The 26,698-nt window shown below is 67.6% G+C and carries 26 protein-coding genes; 11 read left to right on the top strand and 15 right to left on the bottom strand.

Features of this window, described 5'->3' with window-relative positions; genetic code table 11:
* Positions 1 to 306: 306 nt before the first annotated feature.
* Positions 307 to 1,665, top strand: a complete 1,359-nt coding sequence (locus IG04_RS0132310) for a GGDEF domain-containing protein (protein WP_245816677.1) — start codon at positions 307 to 309, stop codon at positions 1,663 to 1,665.
* Here IG04_RS0132310 and IG04_RS0132305 read toward each other — a convergent pair.
* From IG04_RS0132305 to IG04_RS0132275, 7 genes are all read right to left on the bottom strand, one after another.
* The gene (locus IG04_RS0132305) at positions 1,651 to 2,466 is read right to left on the bottom strand and encodes a metal ABC transporter permease (protein ID WP_030480526.1); all 816 of its coding nucleotides are present in this window, start codon (positions 2,464 to 2,466) and stop codon (positions 1,651 to 1,653) included. The two genes, IG04_RS0132310 and IG04_RS0132305, sit on opposite strands and share 15 nt — an antisense overlap.
* Positions 2,463 to 3,254, bottom strand: a complete 792-nt coding sequence (locus IG04_RS0132300; protein WP_030480525.1) for a metal ABC transporter ATP-binding protein — start codon at positions 3,252 to 3,254, stop codon at positions 2,463 to 2,465. Before IG04_RS0132300 ends, IG04_RS0132305 begins: the two co-directional genes overlap by 4 nt.
* Entirely contained in the window at positions 3,251 to 4,162 is a 912-nt protein-coding gene (locus IG04_RS0132295; protein ID WP_030480524.1) for a metal ABC transporter solute-binding protein, Zn/Mn family, read from the bottom strand. The genes IG04_RS0132300 and IG04_RS0132295 overlap by 4 nt, the downstream gene beginning before the upstream one ends.
* Before the next feature lie 98 nt (positions 4,163 to 4,260).
* Positions 4,261 to 5,355, bottom strand: coding sequence for an ABC transporter ATP-binding protein (locus IG04_RS0132290; protein ID WP_030480523.1), 1,095 nt, complete (start codon positions 5,353 to 5,355; stop codon positions 4,261 to 4,263).
* Positions 5,356 to 5,469: 114 nt separating this feature from the next.
* The gene (locus IG04_RS0132285; RefSeq protein ID WP_030480522.1) at positions 5,470 to 6,366 is read right to left on the bottom strand and encodes a sugar ABC transporter permease; all 897 of its coding nucleotides are present in this window, start codon (positions 6,364 to 6,366) and stop codon (positions 5,470 to 5,472) included.
* Entirely contained in the window at positions 6,366 to 7,283 is a 918-nt protein-coding gene (locus IG04_RS0132280; protein ID WP_030480521.1) for a carbohydrate ABC transporter permease, read from the bottom strand. Before IG04_RS0132280 ends, IG04_RS0132285 begins: the two co-directional genes overlap by 1 nt.
* A gap of 57 nt (positions 7,284 to 7,340) precedes the next feature.
* On the bottom strand, positions 7,341 to 8,600 hold the full coding sequence (locus tag IG04_RS0132275) for an extracellular solute-binding protein (protein WP_030480520.1): 1,260 nt from the start codon (positions 8,598 to 8,600) through the stop codon (positions 7,341 to 7,343).
* Between the two features lie 222 nt (positions 8,601 to 8,822).
* Here IG04_RS0132275 and IG04_RS0132270 point away from each other — a divergent pair, with 222 nt between their 5' ends.
* Positions 8,823 to 9,878, top strand: coding sequence for a LacI family DNA-binding transcriptional regulator (locus tag IG04_RS0132270; protein ID WP_030480519.1), 1,056 nt, complete (start codon positions 8,823 to 8,825; stop codon positions 9,876 to 9,878).
* 116 nt (positions 9,879 to 9,994) lie between these two features.
* On the top strand, positions 9,995 to 11,098 hold the full coding sequence (locus IG04_RS0132265) for a LacI family DNA-binding transcriptional regulator (RefSeq protein ID WP_030480518.1): 1,104 nt from the start codon (positions 9,995 to 9,997) through the stop codon (positions 11,096 to 11,098).
* A 16-nt stretch (positions 11,099 to 11,114) separates the two neighbouring features.
* On the opposite strand, the gene IG04_RS46785 is transcribed toward IG04_RS0132265, so the two are convergent.
* Positions 11,115 to 11,786: a hypothetical protein gene (locus IG04_RS46785; RefSeq protein WP_144065659.1), complete on the bottom strand. Its 672-nt coding sequence runs from the start codon at positions 11,784 to 11,786 to the stop codon at positions 11,115 to 11,117.
* A gap of 154 nt (positions 11,787 to 11,940) precedes the next feature.
* Between IG04_RS46785 and IG04_RS0132250 the strand changes: the two genes are divergently transcribed.
* The 3 genes from IG04_RS0132250 to IG04_RS0132240 are packed head-to-tail and all read left to right on the top strand — an operon-like array spanning position 11,941 to position 13,891.
* Entirely contained in the window at positions 11,941 to 12,453 is a 513-nt protein-coding gene (locus IG04_RS0132250) for a beta-class carbonic anhydrase (protein ID WP_030480515.1), read from the top strand.
* A gap of 58 nt (positions 12,454 to 12,511) precedes the next feature.
* Positions 12,512 to 13,381 (top strand): HhH-GPD family protein, encoded by an 870-nt coding sequence (locus tag IG04_RS0132245; RefSeq protein WP_030480514.1) that lies wholly within the window; start codon positions 12,512 to 12,514, stop codon positions 13,379 to 13,381.
* The gene (locus tag IG04_RS0132240) at positions 13,382 to 13,891 is read left to right on the top strand and encodes a 2'-5' RNA ligase family protein (RefSeq protein WP_030480513.1); all 510 of its coding nucleotides are present in this window, start codon (positions 13,382 to 13,384) and stop codon (positions 13,889 to 13,891) included.
* Here IG04_RS0132240 and IG04_RS0132235 read toward each other — a convergent pair.
* Complete coding sequence (locus IG04_RS0132235; protein WP_030480512.1) at positions 13,840 to 14,586, bottom strand: alpha/beta fold hydrolase; 747 nt, start codon at positions 14,584 to 14,586, stop codon at positions 13,840 to 13,842. The two genes, IG04_RS0132240 and IG04_RS0132235, sit on opposite strands and share 52 nt — an antisense overlap.
* Before the next feature lie 15 nt (positions 14,587 to 14,601).
* On the opposite strand from IG04_RS0132235, the gene IG04_RS0132230 reads away from it, so the two are divergent.
* The 3 genes from IG04_RS0132230 to IG04_RS0132220 are packed head-to-tail and all read left to right on the top strand — an operon-like array spanning position 14,602 to position 17,172.
* Entirely contained in the window at positions 14,602 to 16,056 is a 1,455-nt protein-coding gene (locus IG04_RS0132230) for a M1 family metallopeptidase (protein WP_030480511.1), read from the top strand.
* A gap of 10 nt (positions 16,057 to 16,066) precedes the next feature.
* The gene (locus IG04_RS0132225; RefSeq protein WP_030480510.1) at positions 16,067 to 16,378 is read left to right on the top strand and encodes an antibiotic biosynthesis monooxygenase family protein; all 312 of its coding nucleotides are present in this window, start codon (positions 16,067 to 16,069) and stop codon (positions 16,376 to 16,378) included.
* Positions 16,378 to 17,172: an SIR2 family NAD-dependent protein deacylase gene (locus IG04_RS0132220; RefSeq protein ID WP_030480509.1), complete on the top strand. Its 795-nt coding sequence runs from the start codon at positions 16,378 to 16,380 to the stop codon at positions 17,170 to 17,172. The genes IG04_RS0132225 and IG04_RS0132220 overlap by 1 nt, the downstream gene beginning before the upstream one ends.
* Here IG04_RS0132220 and IG04_RS0132215 read toward each other — a convergent pair.
* Positions 17,144 to 18,163, bottom strand: a complete 1,020-nt coding sequence (locus tag IG04_RS0132215) for an endonuclease/exonuclease/phosphatase family protein (protein WP_030480508.1) — start codon at positions 18,161 to 18,163, stop codon at positions 17,144 to 17,146. The genes IG04_RS0132220 and IG04_RS0132215 overlap by 29 nt on opposite strands.
* Positions 18,164 to 18,258: 95 nt before the next feature.
* On the opposite strand from IG04_RS0132215, the gene IG04_RS0132210 reads away from it, so the two are divergent.
* A complete protein-coding gene (locus IG04_RS0132210; RefSeq protein ID WP_030480507.1) occupies positions 18,259 to 18,891 on the top strand; it encodes a DUF6928 family protein in 633 nt (210 codons plus the stop codon).
* Between the two features lie 425 nt (positions 18,892 to 19,316).
* Here the strand turns inward: IG04_RS0132210 and IG04_RS0132205 are convergent, their stop codons facing one another.
* The 5 genes from IG04_RS0132205 to IG04_RS0132180 all read right to left on the bottom strand — a co-directional run bounded on the left by IG04_RS0132205 (position 19,317) and on the right by IG04_RS0132180 (position 25,093).
* On the bottom strand, positions 19,317 to 20,087 hold the full coding sequence (locus IG04_RS0132205; protein WP_144065660.1) for a hypothetical protein: 771 nt from the start codon (positions 20,085 to 20,087) through the stop codon (positions 19,317 to 19,319).
* A 71-nt stretch (positions 20,088 to 20,158) separates the two neighbouring features.
* A complete protein-coding gene (locus IG04_RS0132200) occupies positions 20,159 to 21,289 on the bottom strand; it encodes a WXG100 family type VII secretion target (protein WP_030480505.1) in 1,131 nt (376 codons plus the stop codon).
* A 6-nt stretch (positions 21,290 to 21,295) separates the two neighbouring features.
* Positions 21,296 to 21,610, bottom strand: coding sequence for a WXG100 family type VII secretion target (locus IG04_RS0132195; RefSeq protein ID WP_030480504.1), 315 nt, complete (start codon positions 21,608 to 21,610; stop codon positions 21,296 to 21,298).
* Positions 21,607 to 22,269: a YbaB/EbfC family nucleoid-associated protein gene (locus IG04_RS0132190; protein ID WP_030480503.1), complete on the bottom strand. Its 663-nt coding sequence runs from the start codon at positions 22,267 to 22,269 to the stop codon at positions 21,607 to 21,609. Before IG04_RS0132190 ends, IG04_RS0132195 begins: the two co-directional genes overlap by 4 nt.
* Positions 22,270 to 22,528: 259 nt before the next feature.
* On the bottom strand, positions 22,529 to 25,093 hold the full coding sequence (locus tag IG04_RS0132180) for an ATP-dependent Clp protease ATP-binding subunit (RefSeq protein ID WP_030480502.1): 2,565 nt from the start codon (positions 25,091 to 25,093) through the stop codon (positions 22,529 to 22,531).
* A 319-nt stretch (positions 25,094 to 25,412) separates the two neighbouring features.
* Between IG04_RS0132180 and IG04_RS0132175 the strand changes: the two genes are divergently transcribed.
* Positions 25,413 to 26,126, top strand: a complete 714-nt coding sequence (locus tag IG04_RS0132175; protein ID WP_051771110.1) for a hypothetical protein — start codon at positions 25,413 to 25,415, stop codon at positions 26,124 to 26,126.
* The last annotated feature ends 572 nt before the right edge of the window (positions 26,127 to 26,698 follow it).

Here is a 26,698-nt window from a genome sequence, read left to right as displayed (position 1 = left end):
CCAATAGCGATATCCGTCGTAGAGGCACCATGATGATCGAGGTGCGAGATTGAAGCCGAGTAGAGGAAGGGTGGCGTTCAGAAGTCCCGGTTACACATGGAAGGACACCTCCTCGTTGCGACGAGCGGCAGCGTGGTGGTCTACGACCTGGTCAGCGGCGGCTTGGCTCATGACGTTCCATGAGCGTAGGGGGTCGTGGTGAAGAACAGTTTGACTGATCGCAGGCGATCGCGGGCATTCGGCTTGACTCCGATTCGCAACTGGGACCTTTGGACCGTTGCGCCTAGTGCGATCGCATACTTTTTCGTGCTCGAAGCGGCCGTAGCCGTTGCCGCCATTTGGCTCCTGACGAGGCTCACCGCAGTCTCGACCGACGACTGGCTCCGCTTCGGCGCGCTCATCGCCGCGATCACCATCCACCTGACCGTCGTGCGCAGAGCCGAAGAGGCACGCCGCAACGAGGCCTCAGGCCCCCACATCGACCTGACCTCGGTCTGGACCTTCGCCGCCGCGGTCGCACTCCCCGGCGGCCTGGCCGTGATCGCCACGATCTGGATGCGCATCCTGATCCAGCCGATCGCCCGCCGTCAGCCCTACCGCTTCGTCTTCGGTACCGCCTCCATGCTCGCCTCCACACTGCTGTCGTGGGCATTGGTGCACCTGTCGGGTGTTTCCCTGGTGGCCACCGGAAACATCCCGACGGACCTGAGCCTCGTCCTGATCCTCGCGATAGCCGCGGTCGTCTACTGGTTCGTCCAGGTGATGACCGTCGCGGCCGCCTTCAAGATCGTGACGCCGAACTCGAAGGTCCTCGACTTCCTCGGCTCCAAGGTCGACAACATGCTCGAAATGAGCACCCTCGGCGCCGGCGCCATGCTCGGCATGCTGATGACGAGCCACTGGGTGGGCCCTCTGCTGCTCACGGTCCCGGTGATCCTGGTGAACGCGTTGTTGTCGAGGGCAGGCGAGCGCCGCACCCACCTGGAACGCCTGCTGCGCGAACAGGAACAGCTGCACCAGCGCCTGGCCGCGGACGCCCACACCGACTACCGGACGGGCCTGCTGAACACCAACGGCCTGGCCGAGTACGCGGGTCGCCTGGCCGAACGCTGCCGCCTGGACGGCGAACCGATGACCGTCCTGGTCATCGACCTGGACCACTTCAAGCGCATCAACGACACCTGGGGTCACCCGGCAGGCAACGCCGTACTGGCGGAGGTGGGCCGAATCCTCCGCGAAAAGCTCCGTCCAGGAGACGTGGCGGGCCGGGACGGCGGCGAGGAGTTCGTGGTGGCGCTGAAGAACACCCCGGTGGCGCAGGGCGTGACGATCGCCGAACGCATCCGCGAGGCCATCGGCTCCCTGGCCGTCCCGACGACCGACAAGCACCGCAACGTGGTCACGCTCTACGGCCGCGAGATCCAGCCCCCGGAACCGGAAGGCGAGTCGCTGCAGGCGATCTCGGCCTCCATCGGCGTGGCGGTGATCCCGGACAACGGCCCCGACATGGCCATGGCCCAGCACTCGGCGGACGCCGCCCTGTACAAGGCCAAGGAGAACGGCCGCAACCAGGTACGGGTGGCAGGCCTGGACATCCCGCCGCGGCTGATGCCCGCACCCCGCCAGGACGACGCGACCAAGCCGATCACCTCACGCAGTGCGTGAACGTCGCCAGGACACGGCCCGGCAGACCAGGTAGATCACGAAGCTCACGGCCGTCACGAGGGCGCTCACGGGAAGCGCCGGTACGAGCGACAGCAGGATGCCTCCCACCGCGGCGGTCTCGGCGAAGACGACGGAAAGAACCGTAGCTCGCAAAGGCGACGCGGTGAGGCGCATCGCGGCGGCCGCCGGCGTGATCATCAACGCCAGCACCAGCAACGCGCCCACGACCTGAACGGACAGCGCGGTCGCGACACCGACCAGCACCGCGAACACGATCGACAGCGTTCGCACCGGAATCCCGCGCGACACCGCCACGTCCGGGTCCACCGACGCGAAGAACAACGGCCGGTAGATGAACGCCATCACCACCAGGACGGCGATGGACGAGATCACCAGGAGCTTGAGGTCCGTCGAGTCGACACCGACGATCTGACCGGTCAGCAGACCGAACTTGTTGGACGCACGCCCCTTGTAGAGCGCCAGCATCAGAATGCCCATGCCGAGCCCGAACGCGAGGATCGCGCCGATCACCGAGTCGCGATCGCTCTCGCGCCGCGACAACACCCCGAGCAACACCGCGGCGATGATCGACCCGGCCAGCGCGCCGTACCCGATGCCGATGCCGAGCAGCAACGCCGCCGCGCCACCGGTGAACGCGAGCTCGCTGGTGCCGTGCACGGCGAAAGCCATCTTGCGGGTCACCACGAGCGGTCCCAGCACGCCGGCGACCAGGCCCAGCACGGCGGCCGCGATCAGCGCGGTCTGTACGAAGTCCAGTTCGAGCAGGTCGAGAAAGCTCACGACGCGGCCTCCGCCGACAGGTGGTGCGTCTGCTCCTCGCAGGCGCCGGCGCCGACCACCAGGATCTGGTCGCGCACCCGCACGACCTCGACCGGCGTCCGGTACAGCTCGGACAGCGTGCGGGAGCTCATGACCTCTTCCGGCGTACCGATGCGGAACCGCCCGCCCACCAGGTACAGGACCCGGTCGACGAGCGGCAGCACGGGATTCAGTTCGTGCGTCACGAAGAGAACGGCGGTGTCGGACTCACGACGCCGCTTGTCGATCAGCTCGGACACGACCCGCTGGTTCGCAAGATCCAGCGACAGCAACGGTTCGTCGCACAGCATCACGGTCGGGTCGCCGACCAGGGCCTGCGCGACCCGCAACCGTTGCTGCTCGCCGCCGGACAGCACCCCGATGGGCGAGTCCGCGTACCGGGTGCCGCCCACGGCCTCGATGGCCGCGTCGACCCGGATCCTGCGGTCCTGACGGCCGCGCAGCCCGAAACCCCACCGGTGGCCGTCCAGGCCCAGCCCGACGAGATCGCGGCCGCGCAAGGTCATGGACTGGTCGAGCGCTCGCTGCTGCGGGATGTACCCGATGGCGTGGTTGCCGCCGGCGACCGAGACCGTGCCCGCGGACAGCGGCTGCAAGCCGAGCAGCACCCGCATCAGGCTGGTCTTGCCGGAGCCGTTGGGCCCCAGGACGGCGAGGAACTCACCGGGTTCGACGTCGAGGTCGAGCCCGTCCCACAGGACTCTGTCCCCGTAGGACAGCCGGGCCCCGCGCAGCGAGATCGCGCTCATGCCTTGAGCGCCCGCGAAAGCTCGTCGACCTGCTTGCTCATCCAGTCAAGGTAGCCGGTCGTACCCTCGGGCAGCGTCTCGGTGACCGCGACGACCGGCACGCCCGCCGCCTTGGCCTTCTCGACCACGCTCTTCGTGACCTGGTTCTCGGTCTGGGTGTTCTCCACCAGCACGTTGATCTGCTTGCCGTCGACCAGCTGGTTCATCTCCGCGAGCGCGGCGGCCGGCACGTCCGACTCCTCCTCGATGGCCTTGCTGAACGCCTCGGGCGTCACGTCCTCGGCGCCGGAGGAGTCGAGCAGGTAGTGCGCGATGGGCTCGGTGGCGGCGACCTTCTTGCCCTGGCCGACGCCGGCGATCTTCTTCTCGAGCTCCTCGAGCTTGGCGGTGAAGTCCGCCGTGTTCTTCTCGAACGTCGTCTTCTTGTCCGGCGCGATGGCACCGAGCTCGTTCGCCGCGGCCTCGGCCACCGCCTGCACGGTGTGCAGGTCGTACCAGACGTGCTCGTTCACGCTGTGGTCGTGACCGTCGGCGTCGGGCGCCCCGGTCTGCGGCTCCGCGTGGTTGTCGCGCAGCGGGAAGGCCTCGATCTTCCTGGTGGCGTCGCTGGTGATCAGCTTGGCGAAGAAGTCGTCGTAGCCGCCGCCGTTGAACACGACGAGCTTGGCGTCCTTGACCAGTGCCGCGTCCGCGGGCTTGCTCTCGTACGAGTGCGGGTCGGCCGACGGGTCGTCCAGCAGGGCCTTGACGTCGACCTCGTCGCCGCCGACGGCCTTGATGACGCTGCCCCACACGTTCGTCGAGGCGATGACCTCGATCTTGCCGCTGTCGGCGGACGGCGTCGTCGTGCCGCAGGCGGCCAGGCTTGCGACGGCGAGAGCGCCGACCAGAGCGTTGCGGAGAGTCATCACGCCGTCCCTCGATCAGGTAATGGAAACCGTTGTCGAGTTCAGTTTACGACACGAAAAAGCCCCCGACGGTCACGCCGGGGGCTTTTCGAAGTGACTCACGCCTCCAGGCGCTCGCCCGACTCGGGGTGGAACAGGTGGATCTCGGTGGTGTCGCGGACGGCCACCTTGACGTGCTGGCCCAGGGTCGGCGGCGTGCGACCGTCGACGCGGACGACGAAGCGCTGCGACGCGTCGCCGATCTTCACCGCACCGTGCACGAGCGCGTCGGCGCCGAGCTCCTCGACCAGCTCGACCGTCATGTCCATGCCCTCTTCGCCCGACGGCACGATGCCGAGCGCCTCGGGCCGGATGCCGAAGGTGACCTCGTCCAGACCACCGGCGGCGTCGAGCGCGGAACGGGTCAGCGGCACGATGATGCCGTCGAGCTTCGCACCCTCGGCCGAGATCGGCACGGTCTTGAGGTTCATGGCCGGCGAGCCGATGAAGCCCGCGACGAACGCGTTGGCCGGGCGGTCGTACAGCGCGCGAGGCGTGTCGCACTGCTGCAGCAGGCCGTCCTTGAGCACCGCGACGCGGTGGCCCATCGTCATGGCCTCGACCTGGTCGTGCGTGACGTAGATCGTGGTGGTGCCGAGGCGCTGCTGGAGGGCGGCGATGTTCGCACGCGTCTCGACGCGCAGCTTGGCGTCCAGGTTGGACAGCGGCTCGTCCATGAGGAACACGGAGGGCTCACGCACGATGGCGCGACCCATGGCGACGCGCTGACGCTGACCACCGGAGAGCGCCTTCGGCTTGCGCTCCAGGTACTTCTGCAGGTCGAGCATCTTGGCGGCCTCTTCGACCTTCGCCTTGATCTCGGGCTTCGGCACACCGCGCAGCTTGAGCGCGAAGCCCATGTTCTCGCCGACGGTCATGTGCGGGTACAGCGCGTACGACTGGAACACCATGGCGATGTCCCGGCCCTTCGGCGGCACGTTCGTCACGTCCTTGCCACCGATGTGGATGGCGCCCTCGTCGATGTCCTCCAGACCCGCGAGCATGCGCAGCGCCGTCGACTTACCGGAACCGGACGGACCGACCAGCACCAGGAACTCGCCGTCGCTCACCTCGAGGGAGAGCTCGTCGACCGCCCGCACCGGCGGGTTGCCGGAGAAGATCCGCGACGCCTTGACGTAGGACACCTCTGCCATGTGACGCACCTTTCACCGCTTGTCTGGGCGCGACGTTATGCATTGCAAGCGCTTACGGGAACAGACGTAAGCGCTTACGTTTCGCGGCGGGACAACGTAAGCGCTTACGTTCACTCAGCCCTTGACGGCGCCGGACGCGAGGCCCTGCACCAGGAACCGTTGCACCAGGTAGAACACGACGATCGCGGGAATCGCGACCAGAATGGACGCGGCGGCGAGGTGCCCCCACTCCGTCCTGTTCTGCTGCACGAACACCTGCAGCCCCACGGCCAGCGTCTTCGACTCGTCCGCCGCGGACAGGAACGCCGACGCGAACGCCACCTCGCCCCACGCCGTCAGGAACGCGTAGAACGACGTGACGGCGAGGCCCGGCTTGGCCAGCGGCATGATCAGCCGCCAGAACACGCCGAACGGCGACAGCCCGTCCACCCGGCCGGCCTCGTCGATGTCCGACGGCACCGTGTCGAAGTAGCCCTTGAGCATGTACGTACAGAACGGCACGGCGGTCGTGCAGTAGACGAGCACCAGGCCGAACGAGGTTCCGTTGAGCCCCAGGGCGATGAGGATGTTGTACAGCGGCACGATCAGCACCGCGAACGGGAACATCTGCACCAGCAGGAACGACATCATCAGGCCGCGCTTGCCGGGGAACCGGAACCGCGAGGCCGCGTACCCGGCGGTGGCCGAGATGAAGACGCCGATCACCGTGGTCATCAGGGCGATCACCACGGAGTTGCCGAACCAGGCGAGGAAGTCGCCCTTCTCGCCCGACAGCACGCGGGTGTAGTTGTCCAAAGAGGACTCGTTGAACAGCTTCGGCGTCGGCTCGACCGCGCGGGCGTCCGGCTTCAGCGAGGTGACGAACACCCAGAAGACCGGGAACACCGCGATGATCGACGCGACGATCAGCGTGACGTGCAGGGCGACGGAGGCGCCCTTGGACCGGTCGGTCCTGCGCAGCCGGTTGCCGGTGGCCTGAACGACCTTCAGCGACGTTGCGTCGAGCGTCATCACCACACCTCGCCCTGCTTGCGCAGCGCTCGCCGATAGATCGTGGCGAACACCAACAACACCGAAAGGATCAGCACGCCGTAGGTCGACGCGATGGCGTAGTCACGGGACGCGCCGGAGAAGAACCGCTCGAACGCGTAGGTGACCAGGATCCGGGCGTTCGGGTTCGGGCCGGCGATCAGGTAGATCACCGGGAACATGTTGAACGTCCAGATGATGCCCAGCAGCACCACCGTCGACGACACGGAACGCAGGCCGGGCAACGTGACGTGCCGGAACCGCTGCCACGGCGTGGCACCGTCCATTTCGGCCGCTTCGTAGAGGTCGCCCGGAATCGACTGCAGGCCACCGAGAAGCGCCACCATCATGAACGGAACGCCGAGCCAGACGTTCACGATGATCACCGACACCAGTGCCCAGTCCGACTGGCCGAGCCACACCGGGTCGGGCAGGCCGACCGAGCGCAGCAGCTGGTTGATGATCCCGTACTGCGCGTTGAACATGTACTTCCACGCGAACGCGCTGATGAACGCGGGCACGGCCCACGGAAGGATCAGCAGAACTCGGTAGAGCGCACGGCCACGCACCTGCCGGTTCAGCAGCAGCGCCAGGCCGAGACCGACGGTGTAGTGCAGGAACACGCACGAGAAGGTCCAGATCAGCGTGCGGACCAGCGTGCCCCAGAACGCGCCGTACGACTCGCCGCCGGACAGCACGTTGAGGTAGTTCTTGAAGCCCACCACGTCGTAGGTGGCCGGCCGATCGAGGATCGGGTTGGCGATGTTGCCTTCGTTGATGTTCGTGAAGGTGAAGAACACGCCCTGTGCGAGCGGGTAGAGCACCAACACCGCGATGACCACCACGACCGGCAGCACCATCGCGTACGCGTACCAGTACCTGTCCAGGAACCGACGCACCGAGACTCTCCTTCCGGCGAACGGCCGGGGCGGTGAAGCCCCGGCCGTTCAACACGATCAGCCGATCGAGTACTCGGTGACGACCTTCTCCTTGTACGCCTTCGCGACGTCGTCAAGGGCGGTCTTGGCGTCCTTCTTGCCGGCCAGGAAGTCCGCGTAGCCGATCTTCAGCGGGTCGAACAGCTCGCCGCCCTCGGGGATCCACGGACGCTCGTGCGCGACCTTGGTGACCGGCTCGAACGCGGCGACGACGGCGTTGGCCTTGACGTCGGCGTTCTGGTAGGCCGACTTGCGGGTCGGCAGCAGGCCCAGTTCCTTGGCGATGGTCGCCTGCGACTCGACCGAAGCCATGCACTGGATGAACTTGACGGACGACTGCTTCGCCTTGGTGCCCTGGCGGATCACGTAGTCGTGGCCACCGACCGGCGCGCTGCCCTTGCCCGCGGTCGGGCCGGGGACCGCGGCGATGCCGAGGTTCGCCGCGTCGGTGAACGCGGCACCCTTGAGGTAGTCGGCGACGGCCCACGGACCGTTGATGACCATGGCGGCCTCACCGCTGGAGAACGCGGCCTGCATGTTCGAGTAGGAGTTCGTCGCGTCGAGCGCCGTGGTGGCGGCCTTGGCGTCGAGCAGGGCCTTCGCGGTCTCCAGCGCCTTCACGTTCTGCGCGGAGTTCACGACGATCTTCTTGGCGGACGCGTCGACCAGGTCGCCGCCCTCGCCGTAGATGAACGGCAGCGCGTAGTACGCGTCGTTGTTGAGGAAGAACGCCTTCTCGCCACCCAGCTTGGGGGCGGCGGCCTTGAGCTCGTCCCACGTCTTCGGCGGCTCGACACCGGCGTCGGCGAGCTTCTTCTTGTTGTAGAGCAACGCGAGCGAGTCGGTCACCTGCGGCACCGCGTAGGTCTTGCCCTCGTACTTCGTGGAGCCCAGCGGGGCCTCCAGGAAGTCGGAGGTGTCCTTCGCGAGGTCGGTGTCGGACAGGTCGGCGACGTAGCTCAGCTTCGCGAGCTGCGGCACCCACGCGACCTCGGAGCGGAAGACGTCGGGGCCCTGGCCACCCTGGGCCGCGGTCTTGTAGTTGTTGAGCGCGCCGTCGAAGGCCTGCGTCTCGACCTTGACCTTGTAGCCGTCCTTGGTGGCACAGCCTTCCGCGATCTTCTTGAAGACCGGGCTCTCGTTGGGACCACTGGTGTCCCAGAAGGTCACCTCGCCCGAGTCGGATCCGCTGTTGCTGCTCGATCCACCGCTTCCGCAGGCGGTGAGCACGAGGGCGACACCCGTCGCCATGGCGGTCACGAGGGTTGTCCGTCGCATCGTTGCTGCCGTTCCCTCCAGCTGGGGCCTCATCTCCGAGTGAGACGAGGGTCTTGCAAGCTTTTGCGAAGATGTTGCGGGCGATTTCACTACCAGAACCATGGTCAGGTCAAGACATGGACCGTAACCAAGCCGTAACGGCCCTGTCTTGCAAACGCGCGTTGCAAAATTTTTCCTAACACGGCAGGCTTGCGCCGAACCTGATCTGAGCTGGGAGGCAACGTGTCCGGACTGTCCGAGATCGCGAGGGCAGCCGGGGTGTCCATCTCGACCGTGAGCCGTGTTCTCAACAGGCGCGCCGGTGTGAACGAGGAGACCCGGCAACGGGTGCTGTCGGTCCTCGCGGAGATGCCGTACACCCCGCGCGGCCTCGGTGCGTTGCAACGCACCGGCGTGATCGGCCTCCTCGTGCCGGAGCTCTCGAACCCGGTCTTCCCCGCGTTCGCCGAGGCGCTGGAGACGCGGGCCGCGCGCCTGGGCTACTCGTCGCTGCTGTGCAACACCCGCAGCGGTGCCCCGATGGGCGAGGAGGAGTACGTCCGGATGCTCCTGGCCCGCGGGGTCGAGGGCATGGTGTTCGTGTCACCGGAGATCACCAACGTCGAGGTGCCGCTCGGTCAGGCGCCGCGCCCGAGCTACTACGCGAAGCTCCTGGCGGACGGCGTCCACATGGTGTTCCTGAACGGTGCAACGCCCGCACTGGACGTGCCCGACGTGACGGTCGACGAGCAGCTCGCGGGCTACATGGCGACCAGGCACCTGATCGAGCTCGGGCACCGGCGGATCGGGTTCGTCTCGGGCCCCGCACGTTCGCTGCCGTCCCGGCTGAAGCGCGCCGGCTGGGCTGCGGCTCTCGAAGAAGACCACCTGCCGGCGGGTTCGGAGTACGTCTCACACGCGTCGTTCAGCGCGGAGGGCGGCGGTCAGGCCGTGGCGCGGCTGCTCGACACGGTGAGCCCGACAGCGGTGATCTGCTCCTCCGACCACATGGCGCTCGGCGTCATGCGGGAGGCACACCAAAGGGGGATTTCGGTACCCGAGGAGCTGTCGGTCGTCGGGTTCGACGACATTCCATTGGCTGCCTATTCGTCGCCCGCTTTGACCACGCTCGCGCAGCCGATCGAGGAGATGGCCGCAGCCGCGATCGACGAGCTCGTGCTGCGGCTGGACCCGGATCGCCGCAGGCAGAGCACCGACAACTACACCCGTGTCTTCCGGCCGCGGCTCGTTGTCAGGGAATCGTCTGCGCCCCCGAAACGAGATGACCGATTGACCTAATTGGTCTGGACCAACTTCTGAACAAGGCAGATGGGCCAACCAGCGCGGATGCGTCATTTGAGGGACGCAGGTCACCCTGACTTCACGTATTGGTTCTGAACCGTTACGGTCCTTTCATGGCGCGGTCGATGCATGTGCGACGTCCGGCAACGTTGGCCTCTCTGGCCGCTGAGCTGGGCGTTTCCCGGACAACGGTGTCCAACGCGTACAACCGGCCCGACCAGCTCTCTCCCGAGCTGCGTCGGCGGGTGTTGGACACGGCCCGAAGGCTGGGTTATCCCGGCCCGGATCCTGTGGCGCGCTCGTTGCGCACGCGCAAAGCCGGGGCGGTGGGCCTGTTGCTCACCGAGAACCTCTCGTACGCGTTCCGCGACCCGGCCGCGATCGGGTTCCTGGAGGGCCTCGCGCTCGCGTGCGAGGATGCCGGAACCGGTCTGCTGCTGGTCCCCGCCAATCCCGAACGCGAGGACGTCGCGTCCGTCCACCGCGCCGGTGTCGACGGCTTCGTCGTCTACTCGGTGCCGGACGACGACCCGCACCTCGCCGCCGTGCTGGAACGCCCGGTGCCCACCGTCGTCTGCGACCAGCCGGACCTCGGCACCGTGGACCGCGTCGGCATCGACGACCGCGGCGCGATGTACGAGCTCGCGAGGCACCTCATCGGGCTGGGCCACCGCCGCATCGGCGTCGTGTGCATGCGTCTCGCACGTGACCGCAACGACGGCTTCGTGACGCCGGACCGCCAGCACGCCGCCCACTTCCACGTGCAGCGCAACCGCCTGTCCGGCCTGGCCGAGGCGTTCAGCGAGGCCGGCGTCGACTGGTCGCAGGTGCCCGTGGCCGAGCGCTTCGACCACAACACGGCCTCCGGTGCGTCCGGTGCGGCCCAGGTCCTCGACCGCGACCCGCAGATCACCGCGCTGATCTGCACCTCGGACGTGCTCGCCCTGGGCGCCATGACCGAGGCCGCCCGCCGTGGCCTGCGCGTGCCGCACGACATCACCGTGACCGGCTTCGACGGCATCCGCGCCGGCGAGGAGGCCGGGCTCACCACGGTCCGTCAGCCGGTGCTGGAGAAGGGCCGGGCGGCGGGCAAGCTGCTGCTCGACGCGAACGAGCGGACGCGCCCGCGGTCGGTGAACCTCGCCACCGAGCTGATCATCGGCAAGACGTCGGCGCCGCCGCGCGGTGGTGCCGAGGAGCGTTGGTTCGGGCCGTGATCAGTGCTCGCGAGGACTAGTGCTCGAGCCTGAAGACGGTGGGTGAGCTGGCCTTCCCGGCCAGCTTCGCCACCAGCAGGTAGTCGCCGGGCCCGACGCGCGTGTGGGCCCCGCACCCCGGCTTCGAGGTGGAGCCCGCCCACTTCGTGCCGTAGTTGAAGGTCTCCTTCGGCTGCATCACGCGGGTCTCCGTGCCCACCGCCGAGAGGCAGTGGTTGCTCGACCACAGCACCGTCGCGCCGTCCGCGGTCAGCACCGTGAGCTCGCGGTGCTGGCGGCCGATGTCCCTGATGCACGGCACCGGCCCGGTGTTGATCACGTCCATGGACAGTTCCGGCTGGTCACCGATGGTGTAGAAGGGCTTGTTCGCCTTCGCCACGACCCCGATCACGTCGTCCGGGCAGGGCTGCGGCGGTCCGGGAGGCGGGGGCGGCGGCGTGGTCTCCGTCGGCGAGGGCGGCGGGGTCGTCGATGAGGACGACGCGGCCGCAGGGCTCTCGGACAGGCTCGGCGGCGGGTTCGAGGACGACGCAGCAGCGGCGTTCGTGGGCTGTGCGGTCTCGGCGTCGGAGCCGAACATCCCGACGATCCAGATCACGACCAGGAGTGTGACCAGCGCGGCCCCGATCGCGGCGAGACGGCGGCGCCAGTACACCGTGGGCGACAGCGGACCTGTGGGCTCGATCACGGCCCGAACGTAACTCGACCAGGTCTGATCCAGCGGTAGGCAAGCATCGCTCGATCCGGTGAACGTGATATTGAGCGGAAACCCCTTGTGAACGTGCGCTAACTCCGGTTCCAATCGACGCGGGGTCCGCCGGTAGGCCATGGAGGTGTGTCACATGACCGCGATCGACGAACTGCTCAAGCGGAACTACGAGCTCGGGAACGTGGTTCCCGGAGACCGTTCGTCCGCGAAGCCGTCCCTTCAGGTGGCAATTCTGACCTGCATGGACTCGCGCATCCGGGTGTTCGAGATCTTCGGTTTGAAGCAGGGTGAGGCGCACGTGCTGCGCAACGCGGGCGGTGTCGTCACCGACGACGCGATCCGGTCGCTCGCTCTGAGCCAGCGCAAGCTGGGCACGCGCGAGGTCCTGCTCGTGCACCACACGAACTGCGGCCTGGAGATGGTGACCGAGGACGACTTCAAGGACGAGCTGGAGGCCGACACCGGTCTGCGCCCGACCTGGGCCGTCGAGGCGTTCAAGGTCGTCGAGCAGAGCGTGCGCGGTTCGATGGCCCGCCTTCGCCACAGCGCGTTCATCCCGCACACCGACAAGGTCCGCGGGTTCGTCTACGACGTGCACACCGGTGAACTGCGCGAGGTCGACGCCGCGGAGACCGCCGCCGCCTGAGGTTCTTTGTGAAGGGCCCCCTCCAGGGGGCCTTTTCGTTGCGCGACAATGGCAGGCGATGAATCACGAGTTGCTGCTGGGCTGGTGGGACACCGCGGCCCGAGACCTGCCGTGGCGCCGTCCCGACTGCACCGCCTGGGGCGTACTGGTCAGCGAGATCATGCTGCAGCAGACGCCCGTCTCCCGCGTCGAACCGATCTGGCACGAGTGGCTGGCACGCTGGCCCGTACCGTCCGCGATGGCGGCCTCCTCGCAGGGTGAAGTCCTGCGGATGTGGGGCAAGCTCGGCTATCCGCGGCGCGCCATGCGGTTGCACGAGGCCGCCACCGCCATCGCCCGCGACCACGGCGACGTGGTGCCGTCGGACATCGAGACGCTGGAGTCACTGCCCGGCATCGGCAGCTACACGGCTCGTGCGGTGGCCACGTTCGCGTACGGGCAGAAGTGCGCCGTCGTCGACACGAACGTCCGGCGCGTGGTTGCGCGCGCTGTGCACGGGGCCGGGGACGCGGGGCCGCCGTCCACCAAGCGCGATCTCCGTGACGTCGAGGCGATCCTGCCCTCGTCGCAGGAGGACGCAGCGGTGTTCTCGGCGGCGTTGATGGAGCTCGGCGCGTTGATCTGCACGGCGAAGAACCAGAAGTGCGCGGACTGCCCGTTGTTCGCCGAGTGCGCGTGGCAGCTGGCCGGGCGGCCCGCCTATGCGGGGCCGGAGAAGAAGGTGCAGAAGTTCGCCGGCACCGACCGCCAGGTGCGGGGCAGGCTGCTGGACGTGCTGCGGGGCGCGCCGGGGCCGGTGCCCAAGATCCAGCTCGACATCGTCTGGAGCGACATCACGCAGCGCGAGAAGTGCCTGGTCTCGCTGCTCGACGACGGTCTGGTCGAGCAGACGCGGGACGGCCTGTTCGCACTCCCAGGGGAGCACTGAATGCACGCGCTGGTGGCGTTCTTCGACGACGAGGCGGACAGGAAGGTCCGCGACCTGCAACAACGCATCGGCGCGAAGCACAACTACCCGCCGCACCTCACCTATGCCGTCGCGAGCACCATCGGTCCCAAGGTCCGCAAGGAACTGCGGGAGGACCTCGGCCGGCTGTGGCTGCCGGACCTCTACCTGCACTCGCTCAGCACGTTCTCGACGGCCGACAACGTGCTGATGCTCGCGGCCGTGGTGGACACCGAACTGCTGGCCGTGCACTCCGCCATCCACGACGTGCTGGCGGGCAACGTGAAGAACCCGAGCGCCTACTACCTGCCGGGCAACTGGGTGCCGCACTGCACGCTTGCGCACGACATCGACGACGGCGCGATGAAGGCCGCGTTCGCCGCGATCTTCCCGGTCGAGCCGATCCGCGCGAAGGTCCGCGAGGTGTCGATCGTCGACACTCAGACCGGCGAGATCGACGTGCTCAAGAAGGCCTCCACAGCACCCCGGTAGACCCACGGCGCGCTGTCGTGCACGACGTGCCCGGCCTCCTCGACGTAGAGGTAGTGGCCTCGGGAACGCCGTGCCGCCTCCTCCATCTGCCCTGGCAGCTGGCCGCCCCTGCCCGCCTCGATCACCAGCGACGGGCACTCGACGGCGTCGATGAAGTCCCAGTACGCCCGCGTGCCCCAGTGGCCGGCGATCTCGTACAGGTCGTCCATCTCGGCGATCAGGTGCCAGCCGTCCTCGCGTTCCTCGAAGTACTCGGCGAACAGCGGTGCGCCGAAGTACGACGTCACGTGCCCGAGCGACTGGAAGGGCACCGGCCAGGCGTCGAAGAGCCACTTCCACTCGTCGATCGTCCTGCCCCTGTTGTCCGGGGCGAAGTCCTCGACCACAATCGCGCTGACCAGGTCCGGTCGGGTCGCCGCGAGACACCACGCGTGCAGCCCGCCCATGGAGTGCCCGATCACCACGGCGGGCCCGAGGTCGAGGTCCTCGATCGCCGTGGCGGCGTCAGCGACGAAGTCCTCGGTGCGGAACGGTCCCCGCCGCGGGTTGCGGCCGTGCCCGCGCTGGTCGAAGCCGACCACGCGCCCGAACGGCCTGAGCCACTGCGCGACCGGCCACCAGGCGGTGGCCCTGCTCATCAGACCGTGCAGGAGCAGTACGCCTTGACCCGTTCCGCCGAACTCCACCACCGACACAGGGATGATTAACGCATGAAGGCCCGCCCGTACCTGATCGCCCTGGTGTTGGTCGTGCTCGTCGCAGGTCTGCTCGTGGTGTTCAGAACGCCGGGCGGCGACCCCGCGCAGCAGGCGCGCCAGGAGACGTCGCCGCAGGCCGCGGTGGAGGCAGGGGCTGGCGCGGGCGACGCGTACTACCCGACGGACGGCAACAGCGGTTACGACGTCACGCTCTACGACCTGGCGATCACCTACGACCCTGGGTCCAGGAAACTCGACGGCGTCGCGACCGTCACCGCGACCGCGTCCCAGGACCTCTCGCGCTTCAACCTCGACCTCGAGGGCTTGAAGGTCAGCGAGGTGCAGGTCGGCGGGCAGCCCGCGAAGTTCGTGCAGGAAGGCGACCACGAACTGGTGATCACGCCTGCTTCGCCGCTCGCGAAGAGCAAGCCCTTCACCACCGTCGTCACCTACGGCGGCGAGCCCACGACGATCAACGACGCCTCACTGGGCCGCAGCGGCTGGCAGATCTCGTCCACCGGCGGAGCGTTCGCCGCAGGTCAGCCGCACTCCGCGACGACGTGGTTCCCGGCCAACGACACCCCGCGCGACAAGGCGGCGCTGAAGGTCGCGGCCCGCGTGCCGGACGGCTGGACGGCGATCTCGAACGGCCTCGAAGGCCCTGCGACCCGCGACGGCGGCTGGACGACGTTCACCTGGTCGGAGGAGACGCCGCTCGCGACGTACCTGGCCACCGTGGCGATCGACAAGTTCGAGGTCGTTCGCTCGAAACTGCCCGACGGCACGCCGGTGGTCGACGCCTACGCGCCCGGCACGTCCGCCGCCAAGAAGCCGATCCAGTCGCAGGGACCGGAGGTCCTCGCGTACCTGGAGACGAAGTTCGGCCCGTACCCGCAGCGCGCGGCGGGCAGCATCTGGGTCGCGGACCAGATCGGGTTCTCGCTGGAGACCCAGACCCGTCCGATCTACGCCGCCTGGGCCGACCTGGAGACGGTCGTGCACGAGAACGCCCACCAGTGGTTCGGCGACTCGGTGTCGATCGAGAACTGGGCGGACATCTGCCTGAACGAGTGCCTCGCGTCCTACGCGCAGTGGCTGTGGCTGGAGAAGGAGGGCACGGACCTCGACCAGCGCTACCGCGACAACGTGGAGCAGCGGCGCGACCGGGCGGCGTTCTGGGCGCCGAAGCTCTACGACATGGGCAAGGGCAACGAGTTCCGCGGCGTCTATGACAAGGGCCTGATGGGGATGCACGCGCTGCGCAAGCAGGTCGGTGACGACGTGTTCTTCAAGGCGCTGCAGACGTGGCTGGTGAAGCACCGCGACGGCAACGCCTCGTGGCCGGAGTTCGAGGAGCACTTCAAGCAGGCCTCCGGGCAGCCGTTGGACGGGTTCTTCGCGGCGTGGTTCCGCAAGTCGGGCATTCCCGAAGATCAGTACCTGCTGCCTGTCGGTGTTCGTCGCTAGGCTGGTCGGCATGGCAGTCGTGAAGATCAACGCGATCAAGGTTCCCGAGGGCAACGGCCCCGAGCTCGAGAAGCGGTTCGCCGCCCGTCTGGGCGCGGTCGACAACCAGCCCGGCTTCCTCGGCTTCGAGCTCCTGCGCCCCGTCGCGGGTGAGGACCGCTACTTCGTCGTCACGCACTGGGAGACCGACGAGGCCTTCACCGCGTGGCGCGACGGTGAGGCCGGTGCGGCCGCTCACTCGGGTGAGCGCGCACGGCCCGTGTCGAGCGGTGCCGACCTGCTGGAGTTCGAGGTCGTGCTGGGGAGCAAGCCCAAGCAGTGATCGAGGAGGCCTACGACAGAGCCGCCGAGCTGATCGCCGGCGCGGACGCCGTGCTCGTCTGCGCCGGTGCCGGCATGGGGGTCGACTCGGGTCTTCCCGACTTCCGCGGCACCGAGGGCTTCTGGCGGGCGTACCCGCCCTACGAGCGGCTCGGGCTGAAGTTCGAGGAGATCGCCGACCCCGTGCACTTCGCCGACGATCCCGCGCTGGCGTGGGGTTTCTACGGCCATCGGCTGGGCCTGTACCGCGCGACCGTGCCGCACGAGGGTTTCGCCGTGCTGCGGTCATGGAGTGCGCGCATTTTCACGTCCAATGTGGACGGACAGTTCCAGAAGGCGGGTTTCACGGACGTCGCCGAGGTCCACGGGTCGATCCACCACGCCCAGTGCGTGGAGCCGTGCACGGACGAGATCTGGGAGTGCTCGTTCGACGTCACCGTCGATCCGGAGACGATGCGGGCGACCGGCGAACTGCCGTCGTGCCCGTCGTGCGGTGGGCTGGCGCGGCCCAACATCCTGATGTTCGGCGACTGGGGCTGGGTGCCGCACCGCAGCCAGCGTCAGCTCGACGAGCTGACAGCGTGGCGCAGGAACCAGCGCAGGCTCGTCGTGGTCGAGATCGGTGCCGGCACCGCCGTGCCGACCGTGCGGCGTCAGGCCGAACTGGCCAGCGCGGCCAACGGCGCGTTGATCCGGATCAACGTCCGCGAGCCGGAGGTCCGGCACGGCCGCGGAGTGTCGCTGCCGGTCGGCGCGCTCGAAGCCCTCACAGCGTTGGCACGACGAACTGCGTGACGACGGCCCGGTGGTCGCTGCCGGGCACGTCGAACACGTCCAGCGTGTCCACCAGAATCTTCGAGTCCACCAGCACGTGGTCGATGGTGACCGGCGGCGGCCAGAACCCGCTGGCGCTCGGCCAGGTGTGGATCAGCCCCTTGCCGACCTGGTCGGCCGCGTCCACGTAGCCCTTGTTCAGCAGCCGCGTGAGGCCGACGTGGTCGAGCGTGGCGTTGAAGTCGCCGGCGAGCACCCTGATCGCGCCGGTCGAGTCGGGCGCGGGCAGACCGGCGAGCTCTCGTTGCCACGGCTCAGGTCCGTCGGTGACGACCGGCGGCAACGGGTGCACCGAGACGACCTCGATGTCCTTGCCCGGCAGGTCGACGAGCGCACCGGCCTGCTGCAACGAGCCCGGCGGCGTCAGGTCGCGCCGCGAGAGCGGGAACCGGGAGGCGATGCCGCTGCCCGACCCGCCCGGTTCGTCGAGGAAGACCCGGTTGGGCAGCACCTGGCGCAGACCCGCCCGGTCGAGGTCGCCCACCATCTGCGGCGTCAGCTCCTGCATCGCCAGGATGTCGATGTTGCGCTTCCTGACCTCCTGCACGATGAACTGCGCGTCCGCGATGCCGGTGAGCAGGTTCGACGTCATCAGCCTGACCTGCTGTCCCACCCCGTTCGGCCGTGCGTCGGAGAACGCCCGCGGCGCCACGTTCGCGACCAGCACGACCGCCACCAGCGTCATCGTCAGCCCGATGACCCACCGCTTGCGGAACAACGCGAACAACCCGATGAGCAGGCCCACGACGGTGATGTACGGGGTCAGTGACGTCGCGGCGATCATGTACCGCGTGCCGTCGATACCGAGCAGCCTGACCAGCGCCGCCGTGACGAACGCCATCGCGCACACGACCAGCAGGAACGTGGCGAAACCGCTTCGGGGCGGCTTCACCTCGGTGGTGACCACGCCGTGCAGTGTGCCCGAGCGCGCGTCGGTCTCCGGTGTGCTCACACCCGAAAGGACGGCCCGCGCCCCTGTCCCGTTGCCCGCCGAAAATTGTCAGACCCCTCCGTCATGCTGATTCCAACCGACTCAGAGGGGACCGAATGGGAGCCAAGGACTGGATGCTCTTCTACGCATCCGACGACGTCAGCAAGGTCCTGCGGGCAGCACCGAAGATCGACCGCGAAGCCACGGCCGCCTTCGTGGAACGCCTCTACCCGTCGCACGAGATCCGCCCGATCGAGGACGGCAACCTCCACTACGGCAACCCGCCGAAGGGCACCGTCTACGCCGGCGTGTTCCCAGGCCTGTCCATCATCTGCACCCAGGACGCCGCCGGCGACTCCCACACCGACCTGCCCGCGCACTTCGTCAGCGAGGCCGCCGGCCGCACCCTGTACCTGCACGCCATGCACAGCGTCGTCGACTTCTTCTCGTACGCCATCTGGGAGCCGGACGGCACGCTGCGCCGCGCGTACAGCCTCTCCCCGAACAGCGGCGTGATCGCCGACGTCGGCACTCCCCTGCCGTTCGAGGAGAAGTACCGCGCGGGCGACCCGGAGTTCCTCGAAAGCCTCGACTCCGACGACGAGTACCCGTTCCGCTTCCACCCGCTCGATCTGGCCGAGGCCGCCCTGCGCGAGCTGTTCGGCTTCAACTACGAGGGCGCGTACGAGGACGACGACCCGGAACTGGAGGAGGTCGTACTGGCGGGCTACGCCGTGACGCCGCGCTGACTGCCGGGACGAGGCGGAGCAGGCCGATGATCGCGTCGAGCAGCCGCTCGACCACGTCCGGATTGAACACGTGAGCCGCGCCGGCGAGGTAGCTGGTGAACGCCACGTACGCGTGGTCAACCGATACCGGTAGCCGCAGCTGCATCGACAGCGGACGGTCCTCGTTCTCGACGGTTCGCGGCATCTCGCCGGCCGACCGGCTACCGAGCCCTCCACCGAAGACCTGCGTGATCTTCAGCGGCACCAGGTCGCCGGTGGCCACCTCCATCGATGCGAACACGCCACCCATCTCTGGAGAAGTCCAGCGCGTAGTCGAAGCGCTACCTCGACGCCCGCCTGAGCCACCCCAGCACCGTGCCGTAGTCGCTCCCCATCGCCCGCGTGAGGTCAGCCCACGGAGAGCCCGCGCGTCCGGGACTGCATCGTCAGACAGTCGCAGCAGGGTGCCGCGGCCGCGCGCCGGGCATGCGGTCAAGGAGACCGCAGATCGTGTCGACCACGACCAGCAGGTCGTCAGGGTAGATGTGGTCGTACACGGCCAGGTAGACGAAGCCCGACTCGAAGGTCAGCGACATCTGCCTGGCCCAGGTGGGCAGGCTCTCCGCCTGGTCGATCAGCCAGTGCAGCGCGTCGAAGTTCAGCTCCCTGGCCGCAGCCGCGGGATCGCTGCCGTATGCGGAGAACTCCTGGTCCATGGGCGGCAGCAACGGCACCGGCAGCCACTCGGCATCTGCCTGCTTCGCGGTTTCGGGCTCGTTGCTGACGATCTGCTTCCACTCGGACTCGAGCCGGGCGGGCGACAACGGCTGTCCGTTGTTGACGTTGTACTTGTTCGGCCGCGTGACCTTCAGCGGAGCCAGGCGTGCGGTGGCGATCTCGATGCGGTGCTGCTGCAGCCAGCGCACGCCGAGGCCGCGGCTGTCGTACCGGATCGAGGCTTCGGTCACCCTGACGTGCCACGGACCGCGCTGGAAGTCCAGCGACAGGTCGTACTGCCGCTTCGACCGGAACGCGATCGAGTACTCGTTCCAGAACGGCTTGCACAGCTCAGCCGTCCACATGGCCGCCTCGTCAGGACCGAGCACCTTGCCGCCGAGACGCTGTGCCAGCGGGGTCAGCGCGGCGATCTGTTCGTCCCGAGCCTTCCCATGGCTCCGGAACTGGAGCCAGCGCCTCACGACCAAGAACAAGATCATGGCGACAAAGCTGGTCAGAACAAAAGGATGGAGCAGGTAGTCCGTCACCCACAACTTGAAGATTTCCACCATCAGATGTCCAGATACCCTTCGATGCGCTGTTTCGAGTGATCGGTTCCGGTCTCACGCGACTCTGCGGCCTGCTGTTGCAGGGATTGGTTTCGTGCGCCCTTTTCGTGGGCGAAGTTGACCTGGGCGAGGGCCTCGTTGCCGACGGCGTCGAGCATCGACTTCCCGAATCCCTGCTTCATACGCTCGCCGACGATGCCGTCATGGCTGTTCATCCGGGTGACCGGGTTGCTCCTGAACGTCTCCCACTTCGTCTTGCCGTGGAGCGCGTCGGTCGCTTCCTGGCTCCGGACCTTCTTGTCCGCCATGGCCTTCTTGAAGCCGGTGCCGAGGTTCTTCGCCTTGCTCGCCAGGTTGCGCAGGAAGTCCATGATCTTGGTCAGCAGCTGGCGCAGCTTCGCGACGATGCGCGACACCCGGCTCGCGGTGGAGGCGACCCGAACGCCGGTCGCGGCGCCCGCCGCGGCCGTGGAAGCACCACAACTCGGCACTGCGGCGGCCAGGGCAGGAATCCAGATCATGATCAGCCAGGTGATCAGCTCGGTGAGGATCGCCTTGATGACGTCCTCGATGACCTGCATGACCATCGACGACATCATCAGCAGCTCAGCCAGTTCGCCGGCCTGACCCGCGACCCCGTCGATACCGTGGGCGAACTCGCCCAGCTTCGTGGCGGCCGCTTCGGACGCGTCGCCGCCCCAGGTCGTCACGGTGCTCTGCAGGTCCTCGGTGAACCTGGTGCTCAGGTCTGAGATGCCCTGGGCGATCGCCCCGAAGTTCTCACCGGCCTGCTGCAACGCCGGACCGTCACCGCTCACGAAGTGGATCGCGTCTTCCAGCGGCTGCACGATGGCGATCAGGAAGTTCAGCCCCTGGCCGACCAGAAAGCCGAGCGGGTCCGTCACCATCCCCTGGCCGAACTCGACCACCGAGGTGACCAGCGCGCTGCCCTCGGAAGTCAGTCCGGCGACGCCCCCGGTCTCGCCCGTCTTACCTGCGGCTTCCTTCGCCTTGACGAAGTTGCCGTAGATCGGCGCGTTCTCCGCGGCCTTTTCGCCGAGGGTCTTCTCGCCGACCTTGATCTCGATCTCGTTCTCGCCGCCCTCGTCGGCGTAGAAGGAGTCTTCCGCCACGCCGGTCTACCCCCTCTCGACCTGGATGCCGTCGAGCAACGCCTTCAGTGCCGCTTCCTGCTCCGCATAGCCCTGGGCTGTGTCGCGGAACTTCTCCGCGCCGGAGTCCAGTCCTTCGGTCATCGCGGTGAGCGTGTCCTTGAGATCGCCGAGCATTTGCGTGTACTGCTGCTTCACGAAGATCCCGACAACGCCCCACGACTTGTCGCCAACGTCCGCCTTGTCCACGAGAGCCGCGACCTGGCCCGCGAACCCGCGGTGGCCCTGGAGCTTGCCCGCGTACTCCCGCAGCTCCTCCGGGTCGACGCTGAACCCGCTCACCGGCCGTCCTCGTCGTCGAAGAGGTTCAGGAACTTGCCGTCCTGTTTGGACGGAGCGGCGGGAGGCTGCGGTGACCTGTCGTTCCACGCGTTGCTGCGCAGGATGTTCTGGTCGGTGAAGTCGTCCTGCGGCTCGGGCGCGGGCCTGCGCGGCGGAGCAGGCGGCTGCCGGACCTGGCCTGCGTTCGGGGGCGTGGGCATCGGCGGCGCGGGAGGCGCCGGCGGGCGAGGCGGGGCTGCGGGGGCGGTGTCGTCCGACCTCACGGCACGGAGTTCCTCTTTGGACATTCCGAAGAGCTGCGCCTGGGTTTCGAGCACCTGGTCCGAGAGCTTCATGTCGTCGCCGATCGCGCCCTCGACGATGCCTGCCTGGCGGCGGGCGGCCTCGGCGACGGCCTTCTGCAGCGTCGACATGAGTTCGGCGGCCAGGGCGTGCGGCGGCCTGCGCATGGCGAGGTCGGTCAGTCTGATGTCCTTGATGCTGCCGGAGGGGCCCGCCACCACCGTCACGGCGCGGTCGGCCGAGGTGGCGACCGCTTCCAGTTCGGTGAGTTGTTGTTGCATCTCGCCGACCTTCGAGAACTGCTGGTCAACGCGTTGCATCTGCGACTGGAACCGCTCGAACTGAGCGACCAACTGCTCGAAAGCCGCCGACGGCACAGGGAACCTCCTCCTGGGACACCTGCTCTCGCAAGATCACGCGGAGCGGGCGTAATGGTGGCAGGAGAAGTCTGCGGTTCGCGGCGAAACGCGCGAATCGATGTGGCCGAGTGACGGGCACTACAGGTCAGACGGCGGCGGCGGGGTCGTGGGGCTCCACGTTCACGAAACCGTCCTCAAAGGACAGTGTGAGGAACTCGAGCCGACAAACGAAAACGGCCCCCAGGAGCCTGGGGGCCGTTCTCACGTACTGCCTAGATCACTCGGTCTCGTTCGCCGGAGCGTCCTGCGACTCGGCGGCGGGCGCCGAGGCGGTGAGGTCGACGGGCGGTGCGTCGGGCACGCGGTTCGGCTTGGCCTCGCCGCGGAACACGAACTGCGCCTTGTCGTGCTGGTCCGACTCGCCGTCCCAGCCCTCGACGTCGGTGAGGATGATCTGGCCGGGCTGAAGTTCGCCGAACAGGATCTTCTCCGACAGGGTGTCCTCGATCTCGCGCTGGATCGTCCGGCGCAGCGGGCGAGCGCCCAGCACCGGGTCGAAGCCGCGCTTCGCGAGCAGCATCTTCGCGCGATCCGTGAGCTCGATCGCCATGTCCTTGTTCTTCAGCTGCGTCTCGACGCGGGCGATCATCAGGTCCACCATCTTGATGATCTCGTCCTGAGTCAGCTGGTGGAAGACGATGATGTCGTCGATGCGGTTGAGGAACTCGGGGCGGAAGTGCTTCTTCAGCTCGTCGTTGACCTTGTTCTTCATGCGCTCGTAGTTGGACGCGCCGTCCTGACCCGAGGTGAAGCCGAGGCCGACGGCCTTGCTGATGTCCGACGTGCCCAGGTTCGACGTGAAGATGATGACGGTGTTCTTGAAGTCCACCGTCCGGCCCTGACCATCGGTCAGGCGGCCGTCCTCCAGCACCTGGAGCAGCGTGTTGTAGACCTCCTGGTGGGCCTTCTCGATCTCGTCGAAGAGCACGACGGAGAACGGCTTGCGGCGCACCTTCTCGGTGAGCTGGCCGCCCTCTTCGTAGCCGACGTAACCGGGAGGGGCACCGAAGAGCCGCGACGCGGTGTACCGGTCGTGGAACTCGCCCATGTCGATCTGGATGAGCGCGTCGTCATCGCCGAACAGGAAGTTCGCCAGCGCCTTCGAGAGCTCGGTCTTACCGACACCGGACGGGCCGGCGAAGATGAACGAGCCGGAGGGGCGCTTCGGGTCCTTCAGACCGGCGCGGGTGCGGCGGATCGCCTTCGACACGGCCTTGACCGCGTCGACCTGGCCGATGATCCGCTTGTGCAGCTCGTCCTCCATGCGGAGCAGACGCGTGGTCTCCTCCTCGGTGAGCTTGAACACCGGGATGCCGGTCCAGTTGGCGAGGACCTCGGCGATCTGCTCGTCGTCGACCTCCGCGACGACGTCCAGGTCACCGTCCTTCCACTGCTTCTCCCGCTCGGCCTTCTGGCCCAGGAGCTGCTTCTCCGCGTCACGCAGCTTCGCCGCGCGCTCGAAGTCCTGCGCGTCGATCGCGGACTCCTTGTCGCGACGGACGTCCGCGATCTTCTCGTCGAACTCGCGCAGGTCTGGCGGCGCGGTCATCCGGCGGATGCGCATGCGCGCGCCGGCCTCGTCGATGAGGTCGATCGCCTTGTCGGGCAGGAACCGGTCGTTGATGTACCGGTCGGCCAGCGTGGCGGCGGCGACCAGCGCGGAGTCGGTGATCGAGACGCGGTGGTGCGCCTCGTACCGGTCACGCAGGCCCTTGAGGATCTCGATGGTGTGCTCGAGCGACGGCTCGCCCACCTGGATCGGCTGGAAGCGGCGCTCCAGCGCGGGGTCCTTCTCGACGTGCTTGCGGTACTCGTCGAGGGTGGTGGCACCGATCGTCTGCAGCTCACCGCGAGCCAGCATCGGCTTGAGGATCGACGCGGCGTCGATCGCGCCCTCGGCGGCACCCGCACCGACGAGGGTGTGGATCTCGTCGATGAACAGGATGATGTCGCCGCGCGTGCGGATCTCCTTGAGAACCTTCTTCAGGCGCTCTTCGAAGTCACCGCGGTAGCGCGAGCCCGCGACCAGCGAGCCGAGGTCGAGCGTGTAGAGCTGCTTGTCCTTGAGCGTCTCGGGCACCTCGCCCTTGACGACCATCTGCGCCAGCCCCTCGACGACGGCGGTCTTGCCGACGCCGGGCTCGCCGATGAGGACCGGGTTGTTCTTGGTGCGGCGGGACAGCACCTGCATGACCCGCTCGATCTCCTTGGCCCGCCCGATGACCGGGTCGAGCTTGCCTTCACGGGCAGAGGCCGTGAGGTTGCGCCCGAACTGGTCGAGCACCAAGGACGACGACGGCGTGCCTTCGCCACGACCGGTCGACTCCGCCGCGCCCTTCTCGGTGGAGTAACCGGACAGCAGCTGCAGCACCTGCTGACGCACCCGGTTGAGGTCGGCCCCGAGCTTCACGAGGACCTGGGCGGCGACGCCCTCGCCCTCGCGGATCAGGCCGAGCAGGATGTGCTCGGTGCCGATGTAGTTGTGGCCGAGCTGAAGCGCCTCGCGCAGCGAGAGCTCCAGGACCTTCTTCGCACGGGGGGTGAAGGGGATGTGTCCACTCGGAGCCTGCTGGCCCTGGCCGATGATCTCCTCGACCTGCTGGCGGACGCCCTCCAGCGCAATCCCCAACGACTCCAGCGCCTTGGCGGCGACACCTTCACCCTCGTGGATCAGACCCAGGAGGATGTGCTCGGTGCCGATGTAGTTGTGGTTGAGCATCCGTGCCTCTTCTTGGGCAAGGACAACCACCCGCCTCGCGCGGTCGGTGAACCTTTCGAACATTCGCACTCCCTGACTGCTGCGTCGGCGGTCCTCGGCTCCACCGATCTACCCTGGTGAGCGCGGCACCGTGGCTCCACTGTAGTGGGCGGTCCCGAGGCCTGTGGCTCCCATCAGCGGCAAGCCGCGTCCGGTGAACATTGACATCTGCATCAACGCAGGTCGGAAGCAACGGATTCCACAGATCGGGCGATGTCCGCTGAACGCGAACAACCGACCATTGAGCGATACTCCTGTGACCGGGCACACCAGAAGAGGCGAACTAAGGGAGATCCCAGGTAAGGTTAGGCAAGCCTGATACGCATGAGATTGGACTTGCGCGTTGACCGTACCTGCGAGGGTCTCACAGCAGAACCCGCGTGCGCTCACGCCACTGGCCGAATCCATCGCCCGCCTGCGGACCGGCACCGAGATCGTCTTCGGCACACCGTCCGACGACTGGACGATCTGCTCGGACCTGCTGGCGGAGCCCACCCGGTTCGACCTGTGGCGCAAGGACCTCGCGGAGTGGATGGTCGAGCAGTACGGCGAGTCCGACGACCGCGCGACGGCCGGCTACATCATGGGCTGGTACCTGCACCAGCCCGGCTACCTGGCAGGCCTCCTCTTCCACACGGCCCGCCGAGTGCCAACACTCAAGCCCTCGGACATGGCGTTCCACATCAACACGGCAGGCCGCCCGCACCCCGACGGCATGGCGCTGATGTGCGACGAGTTCGCCTGCCTCCCGGACGACCCGGCCTCGAACCACCCAGCGGCAACCGTCGTAGCCAACGAAGCAGCCCTGGCAGCAATCCTGCGCGCCCGCTACGCAGCACACGCAGCCCAGTTCGTGGCCTCCTTCGGCCAGGTGGTCCGCTTCGGCCGCCGCCAACTCTGGGCAGCAGCGACCGACATGCTCGAATACGGCCCGTGGGCAGCAGGCCGCCTGTTCGGCGACGAGAACGCAGGCGTCACCGACGCCGCGATGATCCTCCCCGAAAAACTGGAACCGTTCGTAGCAGCCTCGTCCCTTCACTTCACCGACGAGGGCTGAGGGGTGTCAAGCGGACACGCTTTTCGTCCGCTTGACACCCCTACCTGCATGTGGCCCGCTCTTGGTGCGGCTCGTGATGGGACCCCACCGCCAACGCACCCAGCTACGCAACAGGCAGCCGCCCAACGCAACAGGCGTGCCATCAACCCGCTCGTGGCGTGGACCCCCTGATCAGATTGCCGGGGTCTGGGGCAGAGCCCCAGGGGAAGCACGCAACGCAAGCTCGCCGCCCGCAAGGCGACCACCCGCCCGGTCGCGGCACGCCCGATCGCGGCACGCAAAGGCGACCACCCACAACAGCCGCGGCACGCAAAGGTGACCACGCTGACGCAGGCGTCCCCCCGTTACGGGAACCCCCTGCATCACAACGTACTCAGAGGGTCCGACAACTCACGACACCCGATGCCGAGACCCCACAGGCACAACCAACGGCGTCCCAGAAACCGGATCCTCGACAACCCGAGCATCCAACCCTGTGAACGCTCAAGTTATTCCCGGGGCCTGCGCTCAAGTAATTCCGCAGGTGGTGGGTCCTGGTGATGTTCTACCCGGTGGTCTTGTTCTTGTCGCTG

The sequence above is a fragment of the Lentzea albidocapillata genome, from assembly GCF_000719115.1.
In the GTDB taxonomy this organism is placed as follows: Bacteria; Actinomycetota; Actinomycetes; order Mycobacteriales; family Pseudonocardiaceae; genus Lentzea; species Lentzea albidocapillata.
This window is presented reverse-complemented; position numbering and strand designations above follow the sequence as displayed.

Coding starts and splice junctions, on each gene's coding strand:
- IG04_RS0132300 (WP_030480525.1), bottom strand. CDS start 3,254: ATGAGCGCGATCTCGCTGCGCGGGGCCCGGCTGTCCTACGGGGACAGA.
- IG04_RS0132295 (WP_030480524.1), bottom strand. CDS start 4,162: ATGACTCTCCGCAACGCTCTGGTCGGCGCTCTCGCCGTCGCAAGCCTG.
- IG04_RS0132290 (WP_030480523.1), bottom strand. CDS start 5,355: ATGGCAGAGGTGTCCTACGTCAAGGCGTCGCGGATCTTCTCCGGCAAC.
- IG04_RS0132285 (WP_030480522.1), bottom strand. CDS start 6,366: ATGACGCTCGACGCAACGTCGCTGAAGGTCGTTCAGGCCACCGGCAAC.
- IG04_RS0132275 (WP_030480520.1), bottom strand. CDS start 8,600: ATGCGACGGACAACCCTCGTGACCGCCATGGCGACGGGTGTCGCCCTC.
- IG04_RS0132265 (WP_030480518.1), top strand. CDS start 9,995: ATGGCGCGGTCGATGCATGTGCGACGTCCGGCAACGTTGGCCTCTCTG.
- IG04_RS0132250 (WP_030480515.1), top strand. CDS start 11,941: ATGACCGCGATCGACGAACTGCTCAAGCGGAACTACGAGCTCGGGAAC.
- IG04_RS0132245 (WP_030480514.1), top strand. CDS start 12,512: ATGAATCACGAGTTGCTGCTGGGCTGGTGGGACACCGCGGCCCGAGAC.
- IG04_RS0132240 (WP_030480513.1), top strand. CDS start 13,382: ATGCACGCGCTGGTGGCGTTCTTCGACGACGAGGCGGACAGGAAGGTC.
- IG04_RS0132230 (WP_030480511.1), top strand. CDS start 14,602: ATGAAGGCCCGCCCGTACCTGATCGCCCTGGTGTTGGTCGTGCTCGTC.
- IG04_RS0132225 (WP_030480510.1), top strand. CDS start 16,067: ATGGCAGTCGTGAAGATCAACGCGATCAAGGTTCCCGAGGGCAACGGC.
- IG04_RS0132210 (WP_030480507.1), top strand. CDS start 18,259: ATGGGAGCCAAGGACTGGATGCTCTTCTACGCATCCGACGACGTCAGC.
- IG04_RS0132205 (WP_144065660.1), bottom strand. CDS start 20,087: ATGATCTTGTTCTTGGTCGTGAGGCGCTGGCTCCAGTTCCGGAGCCAT.
- IG04_RS0132180 (WP_030480502.1), bottom strand. CDS start 25,093: ATGTTCGAAAGGTTCACCGACCGCGCGAGGCGGGTGGTTGTCCTTGCC.